Origin of the sequence: Microcella alkaliphila, assembly GCF_004216855.1 — a bacterium.
GTDB lineage: Bacteria > Actinomycetota > Actinomycetes > Actinomycetales > Microbacteriaceae > Microcella > Microcella alkaliphila.
Genome location: NZ_SGXT01000015.1, coordinates 33,293 through 48,884 on the forward strand (window position 1 = coordinate 33,293; position 15,592 = coordinate 48,884).

11 protein-coding genes and 5 pseudogenes are annotated in these 15,592 nt (G+C 65.2%); 2 read left to right on the forward strand and 14 right to left on the reverse strand.

The features are described from left to right. Positions 1 to 82 precede the first annotated feature (82 nt). From lpdA to EV140_RS13615, 5 genes and pseudogenes are all read right to left on the reverse strand, one after another. A complete protein-coding gene (lpdA, locus tag EV140_RS07425; protein ID WP_130282585.1) occupies positions 83 to 1,483 on the reverse strand; it encodes a dihydrolipoyl dehydrogenase in 1,401 nt (466 codons plus the stop codon). Positions 1,484 to 1,490: 7 nt separating this feature from the next. Further along, positions 1,491 to 1,937 (reverse strand): transaldolase family protein, encoded by a 447-nt coding sequence (locus EV140_RS07430; protein ID WP_130282587.1) that lies wholly within the window; start codon positions 1,935 to 1,937, stop codon positions 1,491 to 1,493. After that, positions 1,938 to 4,406, reverse strand: a complete 2,469-nt coding sequence (locus tag EV140_RS07435; protein ID WP_130282589.1) for an alpha-ketoacid dehydrogenase subunit alpha/beta — start codon at positions 4,404 to 4,406, stop codon at positions 1,938 to 1,940. It lies immediately after the preceding gene. A 34-nt stretch (positions 4,407 to 4,440) separates the two neighbouring features. Beyond that, a complete protein-coding gene (locus EV140_RS07440; RefSeq protein ID WP_241971359.1) occupies positions 4,441 to 5,478 on the reverse strand; it encodes a dihydrolipoamide acetyltransferase family protein in 1,038 nt (345 codons plus the stop codon). A 45-nt stretch (positions 5,479 to 5,523) separates the two neighbouring features. Continuing rightward, positions 5,524 to 5,691 (reverse strand): annotated as a pseudogene (locus EV140_RS13615) (biotin/lipoyl-containing protein); the annotation flags it as partial. Positions 5,692 to 5,793: 102 nt separating this feature from the next. Here EV140_RS13615 and EV140_RS07445 point away from each other — a divergent pair. After that, complete coding sequence (locus tag EV140_RS07445) at positions 5,794 to 6,750, forward strand: sugar-binding transcriptional regulator (protein ID WP_130282593.1); 957 nt, start codon at positions 5,794 to 5,796, stop codon at positions 6,748 to 6,750. A gap of 278 nt (positions 6,751 to 7,028) precedes the next feature. On the opposite strand, the gene EV140_RS07450 is transcribed toward EV140_RS07445, so the two are convergent. The 5 genes and pseudogenes from EV140_RS07450 to EV140_RS13330 form a co-directional block, all read right to left on the reverse strand. After that, positions 7,029 to 7,898 carry a sugar phosphate isomerase/epimerase family protein gene (locus EV140_RS07450; protein WP_130282595.1) on the reverse strand — a complete coding sequence of 290 codons (870 nt, stop codon included), beginning with the start codon at positions 7,896 to 7,898 and terminating at the stop codon, positions 7,029 to 7,031. Positions 7,899 to 8,128: 230 nt separating this feature from the next. Further along, positions 8,129 to 9,109 (reverse strand): annotated as a pseudogene (locus EV140_RS07455) (1-phosphofructokinase family hexose kinase). 9 nt (positions 9,110 to 9,118) lie between these two features. After that, positions 9,119 to 10,476 (reverse strand): annotated as a pseudogene (locus tag EV140_RS07460) (FGGY-family carbohydrate kinase). A 2-nt stretch (positions 10,477 to 10,478) separates the two neighbouring features. Next, a pseudogene (locus tag EV140_RS07465) lies at positions 10,479 to 10,907 on the reverse strand (xylose isomerase); the annotation flags it as partial. Next, positions 10,887 to 11,024 (reverse strand): annotated as a pseudogene (locus EV140_RS13330) (IS256 family transposase); the annotation flags it as partial. The pseudogenes EV140_RS07465 and EV140_RS13330, both read right to left, overlap by 21 nt. A 137-nt stretch (positions 11,025 to 11,161) precedes the next feature. On the opposite strand from EV140_RS13330, the gene EV140_RS07470 reads away from it, so the two are divergent. Continuing rightward, the gene (locus EV140_RS07470) at positions 11,162 to 11,863 is read left to right on the forward strand and encodes a FadR/GntR family transcriptional regulator (protein ID WP_130282599.1); all 702 of its coding nucleotides are present in this window, start codon (positions 11,162 to 11,164) and stop codon (positions 11,861 to 11,863) included. 19 nt (positions 11,864 to 11,882) lie between these two features. Here the strand turns inward: EV140_RS07470 and EV140_RS07475 are convergent, their stop codons facing one another. Genes EV140_RS07475 through EV140_RS07490 form a run of 4 tightly spaced genes read right to left on the reverse strand, consistent with a single transcriptional unit; the run spans position 11,883 to position 15,439 of the window. Beyond that, positions 11,883 to 12,302, reverse strand: a complete 420-nt coding sequence (locus tag EV140_RS07475; protein ID WP_130282601.1) for an RbsD/FucU family protein — start codon at positions 12,300 to 12,302, stop codon at positions 11,883 to 11,885. Next, entirely contained in the window at positions 12,302 to 13,129 is an 828-nt protein-coding gene (locus EV140_RS07480) for an amidohydrolase family protein (RefSeq protein WP_130282603.1), read from the reverse strand. The genes EV140_RS07475 and EV140_RS07480 overlap by 1 nt, the downstream gene beginning before the upstream one ends. Continuing rightward, positions 13,126 to 14,103, reverse strand: coding sequence for an aldo/keto reductase (locus EV140_RS07485; protein WP_130282605.1), 978 nt, complete (start codon positions 14,101 to 14,103; stop codon positions 13,126 to 13,128). Before EV140_RS07485 ends, EV140_RS07480 begins: the two co-directional genes overlap by 4 nt. A gap of 4 nt (positions 14,104 to 14,107) precedes the next feature. Beyond that, a complete protein-coding gene (locus EV140_RS07490) occupies positions 14,108 to 15,439 on the reverse strand; it encodes an enolase C-terminal domain-like protein (RefSeq protein WP_130282607.1) in 1,332 nt (443 codons plus the stop codon). Positions 15,440 to 15,592 lie beyond the last annotated feature (153 nt).

Below are 15,592 nucleotides of genomic sequence, written 5' to 3' on the forward strand. Positions count from 1 at the left end.
CCCCCGACCCTACCCGTGACGTGTTGCGGCGATGTTTCCCGCGTGTCGTGCAGCGGTCGTAGCCGGCCGGGCCGGCGGCGACTCACATGTTGATCGTATGACCCTCGAGTCCGTGGAAAGCCTCCTGAAGAGCTTCGCCGAGGCCGGGGTGAGCATGCACGTTTCGGGAAAGTTCACGAGAGGTGAGCTCCCACTGGTGGCCGAGCGTCAGCTCCGGCAGCAGTTCTGAAGCATCGTGGCCGACGATGTGGGCTCCCAACAGCTCCCCGAATTCAGCATCCGCGATGAGTTTGACGAAACCGCTTGCATCGCCCAGTACGTGTGCCTTCGCATTGGCCGCGAACGGGAACGTCGTGACGCGCAGCTCGCGTCCCGACTCACGGGCTTGTGCTTCCGTGAGCCCGAAGCTCGCCACCTGTGGCTGGAAATATGTGGCGCGCGGCATGAACCGGTAGTCGTCGATGGGCAGGGTTTCCGCGCCGCCAATGGTCTCAGCCGCCACGATGCCCTGCGCTTCTGCCACATGGGCGAGCTGCAGCAGTGCCGTCACATCGCCGATGGCGTAGACGCCGTCCACCGACGTGCGCATGCGATCATCGACCGCGATGCCTCCGCGCTCCCGCAGCTCGACACCGAGGTTGTCGAGGCCGTAGCCGTCGAGGTTGGGGTCGAAGCCCACCGCAATGAGGGCACGCTCTGCTTCGACTGTCAAGCGTGAACCCGCCGCGTCGGTGTAGCGCACGACGGCTACGTCACCCACCGTTTCAGCGCTGTCGACGCGCGCGGAGGTCACGACGGTGCAGCCCAGCTTCCTGAACTGCTTGTGAACCTCAGCGGAGACGTCAGCGTCTTCGTTCGGGAGCAACCGATCGGCATACTCGACGACGGTGACCTCGGTGTCATAGGCGCGCAAGAGGTAGGCGAACTCGAGCCCGATGGCACCCCCACCCACGATCACGATCGACTGAGGAGCGGTCGGCTCGAGGATGAGCGACTCGTAGGTCACGACCCGCTCGCCCAACGTGACGCCGGGCAACAAGCGCGTTGTGGAGCCGGTTGCGATGATGGTCGCGTCGAAGGTGATGGTCTCCGGCTCGCCGGTGTCGCGCACGATCGACATCGTGTGCGCATCCTGATAGATCCCGCTCGCCTCGTACTCAACGACGCCGTTCTTCTTCATCAGGTAGTGAACGCCCGCGGTGCGGCCATCGGCGACGGAACGACTGCGCTCGAATGCGGCTGAATAGTCAATCGAGATGTCACCCGAAATGCCGAACCGTGCCGCCTCGCGAGTAACGAGATAACCAATTTCGGCGTTCCTCAGCAACGCTTTCGTGGGTACGCAACCCACATTGAGGCACACACCGCCCCAGTAGCGGCGCTCGACGATCGCAACCGAGAGTCCTAGTTGCGATGCCCGAATGGCGGCAACGTACCCGCCGGGGCCCGCGCCGAGTACGACCAGATCGTAGTGTTGAGTCACGTTCGTCCTATCCCTCGTGCGCCGAGCTAGCAATGGACTGAAAGCGGTCGACGGCCGCGTCGGTGAGTGGGTCAGAGAAGAACTCTTCCCACACATGTGGGGCGAGAGTGACGTGCTCCACGCCGATCTCTGCGCATTCCAGCACCTGTTTCGGGGAGCGGACACTATCGACGAGGAGTCGGGTTCGTGCGCCTGAGTTCTCGACGACGCGTTCGGAAAAATCTCGAAATGATGCACCGCAGTTAGCAATCTCCGCGGCAGATCGACCCCAGGATTGGACAAACACCTGTTGCGCGCCAGACTCGGTGGCCCAGGCGATGAGGTCAGGAATGTCCTTGCTCCCCAAGCCCGCCTTTTCCAGAATCACAGGATTCGTGGTGACGCCAGAGAATAGCCCGGTCAACAGCAAGGGTTCGACTACTTCCCGATCGGCACTGTCGATGTAGGACTGCATTCAGATACCCATTGACGATTCCACCAGTGTGCCCTCGGCACCCGGGCCGTCCTGCACGCGATGACCTTTGAGGGGTCGAATCCGGGTGTGGACGGCGTCAATGATGTCGTCTGGGGTGACAAAGAAGTCCCACTCGAGTTCCGCGGGCGGCGCAATCCAGTTGCGTGCGCCGAGAACGACGACGGGCGCATCGAGGTCGTCGAATGATTCGGTGCTCACTCGAGTAGCGACAGTGTTCAGCCAACTGCCACGCAGGTTCGCATCGGATACGCACACGAGCCGACCGGTCTTCGCCACGGATTGGAGCAGTAGCGTGTAGTCGAATGGCACGAGCGATCGAGCGTCGATGATTTCCACGCTGATGCCGTGTTCATCCTCCAGTCGAGCTGCAGCATCGATCGCACGGTACAGCGCGGCACCCACGGTCAGGATGGTGAGATCTTCGCCCGCACGGACGATATTGGGCTCACCGATCGGCGTGACAAAACGCTCAGTCGGCACGCCGTCAGCGTGAACCGTCTCGGGCAGGTCGTACAGGCGCTGGCTCTCGAAGAAGACAACAGGATCGTTCCCGAGAAGAGCGGCGTTGAGAAGCCCCTTGGCGTCCTTTGCCGTAGCGGGGAACACAACCTTCAGGCCCGGCACTCCTGCGACCATGGAACTCCAGTCCTGCGAGTGCTGGGCTCCGTACTTGGCGCCAACCGAGACGCGAAGCACCATCGGGATCTTGACGAGTCCACCGGACATCGGCTGCCACTTGGCCATCTGGTTGAAGATCTCGTCGCCCGCCCGGCCAATGAAGTCGGCATACATGAGCTCGACGACGGGACGACCGCCGCTCAGAGCGTAGCCAACACCCGCACCCACAATGGCGGCCTCCGAGATGGGCGAATTGAAGAGCCGGTGACGCGGCAGCAGTTCTGTGAGTCCCCGGTAGACACCGAAGGATCCACCCCAGTCACGGTTCTCTTCACCCCACAGTGTTACACGGTCGTCGGCCGCGGCTCCTGTGGCGATGGCCTCAAAAATAGCGTCTCGAAAAGTCACAGCCTTGAGTCCGCTGACGGTCTTGCCATCGACGATGCCGGTGCGCGACTTCTTCCCGATCGCCACAAGTTGCGGTAACTCGTCGAGAGGGACAGAAGTCTCACCCACGGGCGCAGAGTCCTGTTCGATCGTTTCCGAATTGAATGTCATTTTCGCCATGAGGGACGGATCATGGCGCAGGTTGAGGCGCGGAGAATCATTGCTGTCGATCGCGACTTCCAAGGCCGAACGGACCGTCTGCTGCGCCCAATCCTTGAGCTCCTCATGACGGCCAGCTGACAAGACCTTGGCCTCGACGAAACGATCGAAGTACGTCGAGATCGGATCGACGGCCGCCCACAGATCCAGCTCCTCTTTAGTGCGGTACGACGACGAGTCGCTGGGCGAGTGCCCGGAGAGCCGATAGGTCTGGCAATCGATAAGAACGGGGCCCGTACCCTCCTCAATATGGCGTCGAGCCGCCTCCATGGCGTCGATGACGGCAAAGGGGTCATTGCCATCAATGGTCTGGGCGTGCATGTTGTGCCGGTTGATGCCGGCGCCGATGCGAGCGAGTCGCTCGTATGCCATCGTCTCACCGATGGTCTGGCCACCCATTCCGTAGAAGTTATTGACTACGAAGAATACGACCGGCAATCCGCCACGGTGCTTGGTGTCCATCAGGGATTCGAGTTGCGCCATGCTCGCCAGATTGAATGACTCCCAGACGGGCCCTGTTCCGGTCGAGGCGTCTCCGATGCTCGCCACCACAAGTCCCGGCTGTACCTGGAGTCTGTTGTAGAGCGCGGCACCCGTCGCGAGCGGCCCCGATCCGCCGACAATCGCATTATTGGGATAGATGCCGAGCGGAGGAAAGAAGGCATGCATACTGCCCCCCAGTCCGCGATTGAACCCGGTTCTGCGGCCGAAGGTTTCCGCGGTCATGCCGTACATTAAGCAGTTGATTGCTTGTTGCTCGTCATCACCGGCGGGAAGACGTCGTTGAGTGATCTCCCACGTTTCGCCGCCCGACCAATTCGTGAAAGCGTCGTCAAGGAACTCAGGTGAGCTCTTGCTGATCGCGGAGAGGCCTTTGGCGATGACCTCGCCGTGGCTGCGGTGACTGCCGAAGACCTTGTCCTCAGCCGAAAGCGTGAATGACTGTCCGACGGCGGCTGCTTCCTGACCAATGGACAGGTGAGCAGGGCCGGCGTGCACGTAGTCGACGCCGAGGTACGAACCGTCGCGCTTGATCGCGTAGAGCATGAGTTCGAATTCGCGAACCAGAATCATGTCTCGTCCGATCCGTTCGATGGCGTCATCGCCCACGTGCGCTCGCTCGCGCTTCAGATCGGGAGAGTAGTTGTTGACAGGAATCGCGCCGAGCGAGACCGACGACGTGGCGCGAATGGCCGTGGGGTCAATGAGAAGTTCTTTTGCCATGGGATGTCCTTAGGGGCGAGGAGACGGAGAGAGGTCAGAGAGCAGCGAGTACATCGACCGTGGCGATGCCGTCGGCGAGATCCGCGAGGAGCTTTGCCGCAGCAGCACCGTCGAGCGCCCGGTGGTCGAAGGTGAGGGAAAGGGGGAGCAGTGCAGGCGCATCAGGCGCGCTCCGGTGAGCGGCACCAACCCCGAGGATGCAGCTCTGTGGGGGGTTCAGCACCGGGGTGAACCAGTGGACGCCGAGGCTGCCAAGATTCGTGAGCGTGAAGGTGCCGCCCGCCATGTCGTCAGCCGTGATAGCACCGGATCGCGCCTTGTTAATGGACGTGCGCGCGGCGCGAGCAATCTCGCCAAGAGAAAGGGTGTCAGCACCGCGGATAACGGGGACGAGGAGTGCCTGGCCAGTGTCCACAGCGAACCCGAGGTTCACGTCGTGGAACTGCTTGATGCCATCCCACGCGAACCAGGAGTTTGCCTCAGGGTGCCGTGCAACGACCCGGGCGACCGCGTAGAGGAGGACATCGTTGACTCCGATCTTGCCTGCCTTCTGCACATCAGTGACTTGGCGTAGCCGGGATACAAAAGCAAGAAGGTGATTGGCGTCGGCGTAGCGGGTGAGCGTGACCTGCGCCGTGCTGCTCAGTGACTCGTGCATTCGCTGCGCGGTGACTTTGCGTGCTCCGCGGACGGGGATGAGTGTGAAAGGGGAGGATGTTGCCGCACCTGACTCACTCTCGGCGACCGGGGCTCCCGCGGAACCAGCGGTCTCAGGCGACACCGCGTGGCGGACATCCTCGATCACGATTCGACCAAAGGGGCCGGTTCCTGTGATGCCAGACACATCAAGGCCGCGCTCCGCCGCGAGCGCCCGGGCACGTGGCGAGATTCGTAGGCGCGAGCCGCGCTCGACCTCACTGCTCGCCTGGGTGTTGGAGGCGTCCTCGCTGCCCATCGAGCTGCCACCGGCGGCAGGCGTCGAAGGAGAAACGTCGTCGTCGTGCGTTGCGCCACGACCGCCACTATCGCCGCGCTCCAACTGCTCCCCAGGCTCCCCGAGGATCGCGAGCACCTCGTGCTCTGGCACTTCCTCGCCTGGCTCATAGCGAATGTCGAGGACGCGACCGGAGGCGGGCGCCTCGATATCGATGGTCGACTTTGCCGTCTCGAGGACGACCAGGACATCGCCAGCACTCACGTCATCTCCGACTTTCACGCTCCACTCGACGACGATGGCGTCTTCGCCCGCATTGCCGGTGGTGGGCACTCTCACATCGACAGCCACAAAGTCTCCGCTCAAACGATCGCGATGCGCTCTTTTGAGCGCGCGTGATAGTTTAGCGTATGCGCCCGCCCGGTCAAGAGGCGGCCAAATTGAGGAGACGACATGTCGACGTCCGAAGCATCCAACCCGGGTGGTTGGGCAGAGGCTCTCGAGGCAGCGATCGTGGCCCGTCGTTACTACCTAGACGACCGCAAGAAGAATGAGATCGCCGATGAGTTGGGGCTGTCTCGATTCAAGGTGGCTCGCCTACTCGATGAGGCCCGCGCTCGGGGATTGGTCAAGATCTCCATCGACATGCCTGCTGATTTCGACGTACCAATGGGGGACGAGTTTGCTCGTCGCCATGGACTCCGCCGCGCATTGATCGTGAGAACCTTGGGTGCGGTTGACCAGACGGTTCCTTTGCTCGGTGCAGCGGCGGCCCAGTATCTCTCTCGGGTGCTTGCGCCCGGAGACCTTCTCGGAATGTCGTGGGGCCGAAGCCTGACCAGCACTGTCGACGCGGCGGGCTCGTTCCCCGCAGTAGACGTTGTACAACTGGTGGGAGGCCTTCGCTCCAACACCTCGATTCCAGGAGCAGAGTTGGTGCGACGTTTCGCGAAGCACACCGGTGGGCGACCGTTCGTACTGCACGCACCACTCCTGGTCGGGTCGGCCAGTATGGCCGAAGCTCTGCGTGCCGACCCGAGTTTGGCCGAGACGACGAGCCGCTACAGTCGCTTAAGAGCCGCGCTTGTCGGCATCGGATCATGGAATCCCGCACGATCATCGCTTCGAGGAGAGTTTGATGCGACCGAGCGTGCCGAGCTGGAGGCGCGAGGCGCCGTCGCAGACATCTGCACGTTTGTTCTCGACCGGAACGGTCACGTGGTCAGCAGCGATGCTACGGCTCGCTCCGTGGGCGTCACGAGCGAAGAACTGATGCGCGTGCCGGAAGTGATCGCGGTCGCCGGCGGAGCGGACAAAAAGGATGCGATTGCCGCGTCACTCCGTAGCGGCATGATCGACACGCTCGTCATCGACGATGTGACTGCGATTGCCCTCATGCCCCAGGACTGAGCGCCCTCCCCCTCTGGGCGCAACAGTGTGTACTGGCACGTCGTCGCGCGAGGAGCGGGGTACGCAATCTCTGCTGCAGGAGCTTCTCCCTCCAACTATGCGAGGCGCTGGCGCGGAATAGGCTGAACGCCACTTCCCGGGGCTTGACCCAGGGGTCCTTCGAGATCCTCGAGGTGACACGCGAGGAGGCAAGCATGTCCACCTCTAGGTTTTGTCAGCTGATCGAGATGTCCAGACGCAGCTGGCGGCGCTGGCAAGCCGAATAACGACAGCCGCCTCTATTGCAGGTCAAGTGTCGCGACCGCGCGCAGCTGATCCCGGATGAATCGATTCGCGTGGGCGGCCAGGTCAGCAGAGTCTTCCCACAGGTTGCGCCAAATGCCCAAGGTGTTGGAGAGCGACTCCGACACGACCGCACTCGAGAAGGACTCAAACACGATCGGGCCGTCGTAGCCGAGACGCGTGAGTCCCCGAAAGAATGCGCCGAAATCGACGGTGCCCGTGCCCAGATAGCCGCGATGACTCTCACCAATGTGCACGTAGGCGAGCTGGCCACCGGCATCCAGCACGGGTTCGAGCATCCCAGCCTCCTCGATATTCATGTGGTAAGTGTCGAGGTGCAGGTGCACGTTGTCGTGATCGACCAGGTCGAGAAAGCGAAGACCTTCCCGCGCGGTATTGACGACATTGGTCTCGTACCTGTTGACGATCTCCAGCGCGAGGGAGACCCCCGCGGCTTCCGCCCGAGCACCCAGACGTCCTAGAGCCTCCGCTGAATGCGACCGGCCGAGTTCGGTCACAGGGGTCATGTACTTCTGCATTGCCGAGTAGATGACACCACACAGCTGGGAGCCGCCGGCCTCGGCCACTACGTCAATGGCGTTCTCCAGAAGTGACTCGCCACTGCGGCTCACCGTCGCGTCGGAGCTTGAGAGATCGTGGTCAGCGTCGAGACCCATACTTGCTGACATGGCGACTCCGTGGTCGTCCAGCATCCGTCGCACGAGAGCACCGTCGAACGAGGAGGGGTCCATCAATGGCAACTCCAAGAGATCGAACCCCGCCGCCTGCGTGCCGCTGATGGCAGTGTTCAGGCCAGCTTCGTCGAATGTTCCGGTGAAGACGAGGCCGTGTACGCCGATCTGCATGCGGGACTCCTTTGCTCGAGGGGGGTTTCACGCGAGGCCCCGGCGGGCGTGCGCCATGGTGAAGGTCCGGGCTTCACGCCGGCAGCCATCCTATCGATGCCGCACGACACGGCCGCCCCTCGACCACAGCGTGGCCCCGCTCCCCTTGTCCGTTCCGGAGCGATGGCTATCGTGGTGCCCGCGAGCTCAGACGAAGACCGGTCAGGGTGTGGCGACCCGGACGTCGCAGCTCAGGGTGGGCATGTCTCCGTGATCGTCCTCGCGAGCTCCACCTCGAGGCGCTCGACGTCGGCGCTGTGGCAGAGCTGCGTCGCCTCGGTCATCGCGGTCGGTGCGCCCGCGGCGACCCCCATGCAGAACGCCGACTGGAGGTCACGCCCATCCGCGATCCGCAACACGAGACCCGCGAGGAAGCTGTCCCCCGCGGCCACCGTCGACCTCACCTCGATGGGCGGCGGACGCAGTCTAGCCGTGTGCCGTCACGAGTGACGAGCACCGCGCCGTCGCCGCCGAGGGTGAGCGCGACAACATCCACCCGGCCGCGGTCCACGAGCTCCTCGGCTGCCGCAACATGATCCTCGATAGTTGTATATGGTCGCGCCGACGAGCTGCCCCAGATCGCGGCCGCTCGGCTTGATGAGGTAGACTCCCTCGTCCAGCGCCGCGGCGAGGGCGTCGCCCGAGGCGTCCACGATCGCGCGCGCACCATGGCGGTGCGCCGCCTGCGTGGGCCGGGCATAGAAGTCGTCGGGCACTCCCGGCGAGAGCCACCCGCTCACCACGACGTAGCCGCCCAGGCGGCTCGCATCCTCGGTCGCATCCAGCGCGGCCTGCCATTCGCGGTCGCTCAGCTCGGGGCCCTGCAGCACGAAGCGGAACTGCTGGCCCGTCGATGTCTCGTCGATCGCCACGTTCTCACGCGTCGACCCGCCGATCGGGATGACGCGGCCGATAATCCCCTCCTCCTCGAGCAGTTGACGGTAGGCCTGCCCGGTCGCGCCGCCGAGAGCGTAGATCGCGGTCGACTGGCCACCGAGGCGCCGGATGACCCGACTCACGTTGACCCCGGCGCCACCCGGGTCGAGGCGGCTCGGGCCGCACCGCATCTTGTGTTGAGGTCGCACGCGCTCGGTCGAGGTGCTCACGTCGAGCGCGGGATTGATCGTCAAGGTGACGATCGGCTGGGGTGGCGCGGAGGTGGTCTCGGCCATGGGCCCAGGCTAGCCCTGCGCCGCGTACTGCTCGCGGATCACCGGGCGGTCGTCTGCGGGATGCTCAGCCCACGTTGCCGCAGGCCACGTGGGTCGCTCGCCGGCCAGTGCCCACACGGCCTGCGCAGCAGCGCCGAGCGCGACGTACTCTCCCGGTGCGGGGATGACGATTGGGGCACCGAAGACCTGAGCGGCGATCACACCCACCGCGGTGCTGCGCGCGGCACCGCCGATGAGAAGGATGCGCTCGGCCGACACCCCGAGGCGCGTGATCGCATCGAGGCCGTCGGCAAGCCCACACAGGATACCCTCGATCGCCGCGCGCGCGAGGTTCTCGCGCGTGCTGCTCGCGAGCGTGAGGCCGCTGAGAGTCGCTGTCGCGTCGGGCAGGTTGGGGGTGCGCTCGCCCTCGAAGTACGGGTGCAGCACGAGACCCCCGCCCCCGGGCTCGGCAGGGAGGCGAGGGCCGCAAGGCCCTCGTGGTCGACGCCGAGCACGAGCGCGATCGCGTCGAGCACGCGTGCGGCGTTGAGCGTCGCGACGAGGGGCAGGTGGGCACCGGCAGCGTCAGCGAAGCCGGCGACGGTGCCCCGTGCATCCGCTACGGGGTGGGCGCTGACGGCGAAGACAGTGCCGCTCGTACCGATCGAGACGACGACGTCGCCGGGGCCCGCGCCGAGGCCGAGCCCGCCGGCGGCGTTGTCGCCCGCGCCCGCGCCTACCCGCGTGCCCGGTCGAGCCGACGCGATCTCAGGAGTTGCCGCGTCGATCACCCGGAAACCCGCGGGGCCAAGTACGCGAGGCACGACGACTCCTGAGAACGCGGTCGCCTCAGGGTCGGCCGAGCCAGCCTGGTGAGCGTAGTCGGCGCGGGCCGAACCGGCATGAGTGCGTGCGGCGTCAGCAACCCGAGCGGGGCGGCCAAGCACGCGCTCGAATAGGTCGAGGTCGTACTCGCCCGTCGCGGCCGAGAAGTAGGCGGTGCCGCTGGCATCCGACCGGTCGGTGACCAGCTCGTCGAGGACGGGGCCGAGTGCGCTCTCGCCCTCGGGCCCGTAGCCGCGCAGGCGCCAGGTCAGCCAGTCGTGCGGCAAGGCCACGGCGGCGACGCGCGCGGCATTGTCGGGCTCGTGGTCGCGCAGCCAGCGCAACTTCGTCGCCGTGAAGGACGCCACCGGCACGACGCCCACGCGGCGGGCGTACTCCTCCGCTCCGACCTCCGCGATCAGCTCGGTGGCGGCGACCTCGGTTCCGCCGGGATGCGCGGCTCGCCCCTCACGGACGACGCGGCCGCTCGCGACGTCGAGGGCGACGACGAACATCTTGCAGCTCTGAGTCGAGGAGTCGACTCCCGCGACGAGCGCCACGACTAGTGGGCGCCAAGGAGCTGCTCGGTGGCGAGCTGCTGCCGCCGCACGTAGCCGAAGTCCTTGCCATTGAAGTACGCACTCGCGTCGAAGTCTTCGAACGCGCTGCGGTCGGCGAGCAGCGCCTCGACCGTCTCGTCGGCGCCGAGCGTCGGCTCGCTGAGCTCGGCCGCGCGGTCCGCGGCGAGCGCCTGCTGCACCTCGGGGTCGGCACGGAAGACCGCGGCGCGCTCCTTGAGCAGCAGGTAGGTGCGCACGTTGGCCTTTGCCGACTCCCACACGCCCGACTCGTCCTCGGTGCGGCTTGGCTTGTAGTCGAAGCGGCGGGGGTCGTCGTACCCACTGCCGCCTCCCGGCCCTCCGTTCTCAAGCAGGTCGACGAGCGAGAACGCGTTGTGCAGACCGCCGTGGCCGAATACGAGGTCTTGGTCGGCGGAGAGCAGGGCGTTGAGCACGGTTTGCAGCAGATAACGCATCAAATCCGGTGATGCTTCGGTGAGGGCTTCACTAAGCAGGCCGGCAGGGTCGAGAATGTGTGAAGCGGTCATCGTGTTGATGCCGTTCGAGTGGAGGTAAGAGACTTCTCGAAGAATCACACGGAGACCGCGTTCACGTCGTCATCGACGCGGTGGGCCACCGGGCGCTACACCACTATGCGGGACTCCACTCCGCGTAGGCTGACATAGTGGCTCTGACCGACGACGCGATGGACAAGATCAAGCAGATGATCCAAGAGGGCGAATTGCGCCCCGGAGACCGGCTGCCGCCCGAGCAAGAGCTCTCCGCCCGACTCGGGCTATCCCGCTCGTCAATGCGCGAAGCCGTCAAAGCTCTCGAAGCCATGCGTATCCTCGATGTGCGGCGCGGCGACGGCACCTACGTGACCAGCCTGCAGCCCAGCCTGCTGCTCGAAGCCATGTCGTTTGTGCACGACTTTCACGAGTCGCACGCCGTACTCGAAGTGTTTGAGGTGCGGCGCATCCTGGAAACCGCCTCGGCCGCACTGGCCGCCCGCCGCGCGACACCCGACGACGTCGCCGCCATGCGCGCACACCTCAGCACGATCGACGCCACCACCTCGAGCGACCTTCTCGTCGAACACGACCTGGTCTATCACCGCATGATCGCCAACGCCACCGGCAACAGCTACCTCGAGAGCATCCTGGAAGGAATCTCGAGTCAGACGGCGCGAGCACGCGTGTGGCGGGCGCTCACCCAAGAAGGCGCGGTACCCCGCACCCTCAACGAGCACGAGGCCGTGCTCGACGCCATCGATGCCGGAGACGCCGAAGCCGCCCACGCCGCCATGACCATGCACATCGTCGGCGTCGAACGCTGGCTGCACGCCGCAGCCGAGCGCGACGCCCAGGCCACCAACGAGGCGTAGCCGCGCTCAGCCGCGCTCGTTAGTCGCCGAAGCCGACGACACCCTTGCGCAGCAGCGCGTTGCCATACTTGCGGGCCTCGCCCGTGCGCACCACGCAGAACGCCTTGCTCGCGAGCTCATAGAACGCGAAACGCTCGACCTTTGTCACTCGGTCATCCGGGCAGCGGGCCGCCTCGCGCAGTTCAGCGCCGACCTCCACGCCCTCGCCCGGCTCTGCCTCCATGAGCGCCACCGACTCGTCGGCGTAGTCGTCGTACGGTACCACCGAGCGAATCGCCTCCAACACCGCGGGGGCGGATGCGTTCACCTCGACCACCGGAACGCCCACCGCATACACGGGATAGTGCGCGTCAGCGATCAGCACAGAGTCACCGTGGCCCATGCGGTCTAGTAACCGCAAGAGATCGCCGGTCAAGAGCGGGTTGATTCCAGTCAGCATCATGTATCCCATACATATATTCGTTCCGCCGTGCCCACCTCAATGTGTGCTCGGTCGGAGGGTGACAGTCGAGAAACGGCGTCGTTCACCTGCTCGGTGACAGCGCCGAAACCATCGACCAACAACGGGATCGGCCAATCCGATCCCAGCATGAGACGCTCGGCCCCAAACGCGTCGAACGCGAGATCCCACGCGCGCGAGAAGGTCTGGTTGTCGAGCGGAGTTCCGCCCCGATGCATTCCGGAGAGCTTCGCGCACGTGTTCGGCGCCGCCGCGAAACGTCGCAGCGCGCTCTGCCAGTCGGCAAAGCTGCGCGCATCGTGCGGAACCTTGCCCAGGTGATCGAGCACGACGGTCAGGCCCTCCACCTCGTGAGCCACCCGCGTCGCACGGTCGAAATGGTGCGGCCACGCGTCGTGCACATCGAAGGGCAGTTGCCATGACGCAATCAGGCGCAGAGTGTCACGCACGGTGGGGCGGTCAAGAAAGTCGGGCATGCCGTAGTCATTGATGAGTGCGCGAATGCCCACCAGCGCGCGGCCGGCCCGCGCATCGAGCAGGCGTTCTGCCGCCGCCGCGTCATCGAGCGGCACCCAGCCGACCACGCCGCGAATCCAGGGGTGCGTGGCGGCGAGATCCAACAGCCACTCGGTGTCCGCATCCGTGTCTGCCGCCTGCACCAGCACCGCACTGTCAAAGCCCGCACCCGTGATAGCGGCGAGCGCCTCGTCGGCAGAGAACCCCCGAAAGAGCGGCGCGAGTTGCGGGGTCAGCCAGCTGTAGCCCTCGGTCGACGGCCACAGGTGCAGGTGGGCATCGACTCTCATGGCAGCGCAGGGATCAATCCCGCGGCCTCAAGGTCGCTCCACAACCCCTCGGGAACCGGCGTGACGGCACGCTCGGCCGTCTGCGTCGACTGTTCGGCACTGCTCGCGCTGACGCACACCGCCGCGACACCGTTCAGGCGGCGCGGGAAGGCGATCGCGACGGTCGGCAGGTCGGTACCGTGCTGCTCGCAAATGTCGGCGATGCGCGACGTGCGGTCGACCAGCTCGGCGGAGGCGGGGCCATAATTATAACGCAGCGCGGCGTCTGGCCGCGGCCGCGCGAGCAGACCGGAGTTAAAGATCGACACGGCGATCGTCTCCACCCCGTTCGACACACACGCGGGCAAAACGGTGTCGACCGCCGAGTAGTCGAGCAACGTCGTGCGGCTCGACACCATGAGGGCGTCGCAGAGCCCGCTCGTCGCTGCACCCTCCAGCGCCGTCAGCGACTTCGAGCCGATCCCCACCGCCGACGCCATCCCCTCAGCCCGCAACTCGGCGAGCGCGGGCAGCGCCGAATCGAGAGCCCGACGCTCGCCCTCCGGCGCGACATCCGGGTCGTGCAGGTAAACGATGTCGACCCGATCGAGCCCCAGCCGCTGCAACGACTCGTCGAGGCTGCGCCGAACGCCCGCCGCGCTCGCGTCATAGCGACGCACATGCGTTCGCGGCACCGCAAAATTGTGCGCCATGTCGTCGCCGATTTCTGCACCATCGGCCTGATCGACCGGCTCAAGGATGCGCCCGACCTTCGTCGAGATCACGAACTCATCGCGCGGTTTGGTGCGCAAGAACGCCCCCAACCGACGTTCTGACAGACCCAGCCCGTAGTGGGGAGCCGTGTCGAAATGTCGAATGCCCGCATCCCACGCGGCGGCCAACGTCTCGAACGCCTTCTCGTCAGAGAGCGGTCGGTAAAGATTGCCGACCGTAGCCGCCCCAAAGGCGAGGGGATACGTCGCGAGAATCGTCATGGCTCTAGCTTGCCGCGAACTCCGCGACGAGCGGTGCATCCCCGGCGGAGTGATGCGCGCCAGCCCACCGGAAATCGCGTATCGACGATGCCCGCATCTCGGCCCCGCTACCGGGTGCGAGCGGGGCACGGTACGCGCCCCGCTCGACCTCGATCGGTGTGACGAAGTGCTCGTGCAGGTGGTCGACGAACTCGATCATTCGGCCCTCGGTCGTGCCCGCCACCGCCACGAAGTCGAACATCGACAGGTGCTGCACCAGCTCGCACAGCCCCACGCCGCCGGCGTGCGGGCAGACGGTGAGACCGAATTTCGCCGCCAGCAGGAGGATGGCGATGTTCTCATTCACGCCGCCCACACGCGTCGCATCGATCTGAACGATCTCGAGCGCGCCGGCCTGCATGAGCTGCTTGAACACGATGCGGTTCTGCACGTGCTCGCCGGTCGCGACAGGGATCGGTGCGATGCCGCGGGCGATAGCGGCGTGGCCCAAGATGTCGTCGGGGCTCGTCGGCTCTTCCACCCAGCTCGGCGAGAACGAGGCCAACGCCGTGACCCACTCGATCGCGGCGGCGACATCCCAACGCTGGTTCGCATCGATCGCGATGGGGTAGTCGGGCCCGCACACCTCGCGCGCGATGCGCATGCGGCGAATGTCGTCGTCGAGGTCGGCACCGACCTTCAGCTTTATCTGTGGGAAGCCCTCGTCCATCGCCTCGCGGCACAACCGCGCCAGCTTCTCGTCGGAATAGCCGAGCCAGCCCGGCGTCGTCGTGTAGGCGGGGAAACCCGACTCGAGCAGTTGACGTTCACGGTCGGCGCGGCCGGGCTCGCTGGCACGCAGGATCGCGAGCGCCTCGTCGCGGGTGAGGGCGTCACTCAGGTACCGGAAGTCGACGAGGTTGACGAGCTCCTCTGGCCTCATGCGGCTGAGCAACTGCCACAATGGCATGCACGCCCGCTTCGCCTTGAGATCCCACAGCGCATTGATCACGGCGCCGATCGCCATGTGCATGACGCCCTTCTCGGGCCCCAGCCAGCGCAGTTGCGAGTCGCCGATCAGTTCTGCACTGGTCGCGCCCATATCGTCGAGCAGCGCTTCGACATTGCGGCCTCGTAGGTGCTCGGCAACGGTCGAGATGGCGGTCAGCTGCACCTCATTGCCGCGGCCAATCGTGAAGACGAAACCGTGCCCCTCCAGGCCGTCCGCGGCGTCGGTGTGAACGACGAGGTACGCGGCCGAGTAATCCGGGTCGGGGTTCATGGCGTCAGAGCCGTCCAGGCTCTGCGATGTGGGGAACCTCACATCGGCGGTGTCGATGCTCACGATAACGCTCACGGTCGCCCCTTCGTTAGGTCTGATCAGTCATCATATAGATCGGATGTTTTTGGGGCAAGACTTCGGAATTCCGCGTTCTTTCCCCTACGATCGGGGATCAGACTTCGGATGTTCGCACATCCGTGACAGTGAACACCAGACGAAAGGTGCGCA

Coding starts and splice junctions, on each gene's coding strand:
- EV140_RS07430 (WP_130282587.1), bottom strand. CDS start 1,937: ATGCAGTCCTACATCGACAGTGCCGATCGGGAAGTAGTCGAACCCTTG.
- EV140_RS07435 (WP_130282589.1), bottom strand. CDS start 4,406: ATGGCAAAAGAACTTCTCATTGACCCCACGGCCATTCGCGCCACGTCG.
- EV140_RS07445 (WP_130282593.1), top strand. CDS start 5,794: ATGTCGACGTCCGAAGCATCCAACCCGGGTGGTTGGGCAGAGGCTCTC.
- EV140_RS07450 (WP_130282595.1), bottom strand. CDS start 7,898: ATGCAGATCGGCGTACACGGCCTCGTCTTCACCGGAACATTCGACGAA.
- EV140_RS07475 (WP_130282601.1), bottom strand. CDS start 12,302: ATGCTGACTGGAATCAACCCGCTCTTGACCGGCGATCTCTTGCGGTTA.
- EV140_RS07480 (WP_130282603.1), bottom strand. CDS start 13,129: ATGAGAGTCGATGCCCACCTGCACCTGTGGCCGTCGACCGAGGGCTAC.
- EV140_RS07485 (WP_130282605.1), bottom strand. CDS start 14,103: ATGACGATTCTCGCGACGTATCCCCTCGCCTTTGGGGCGGCTACGGTC.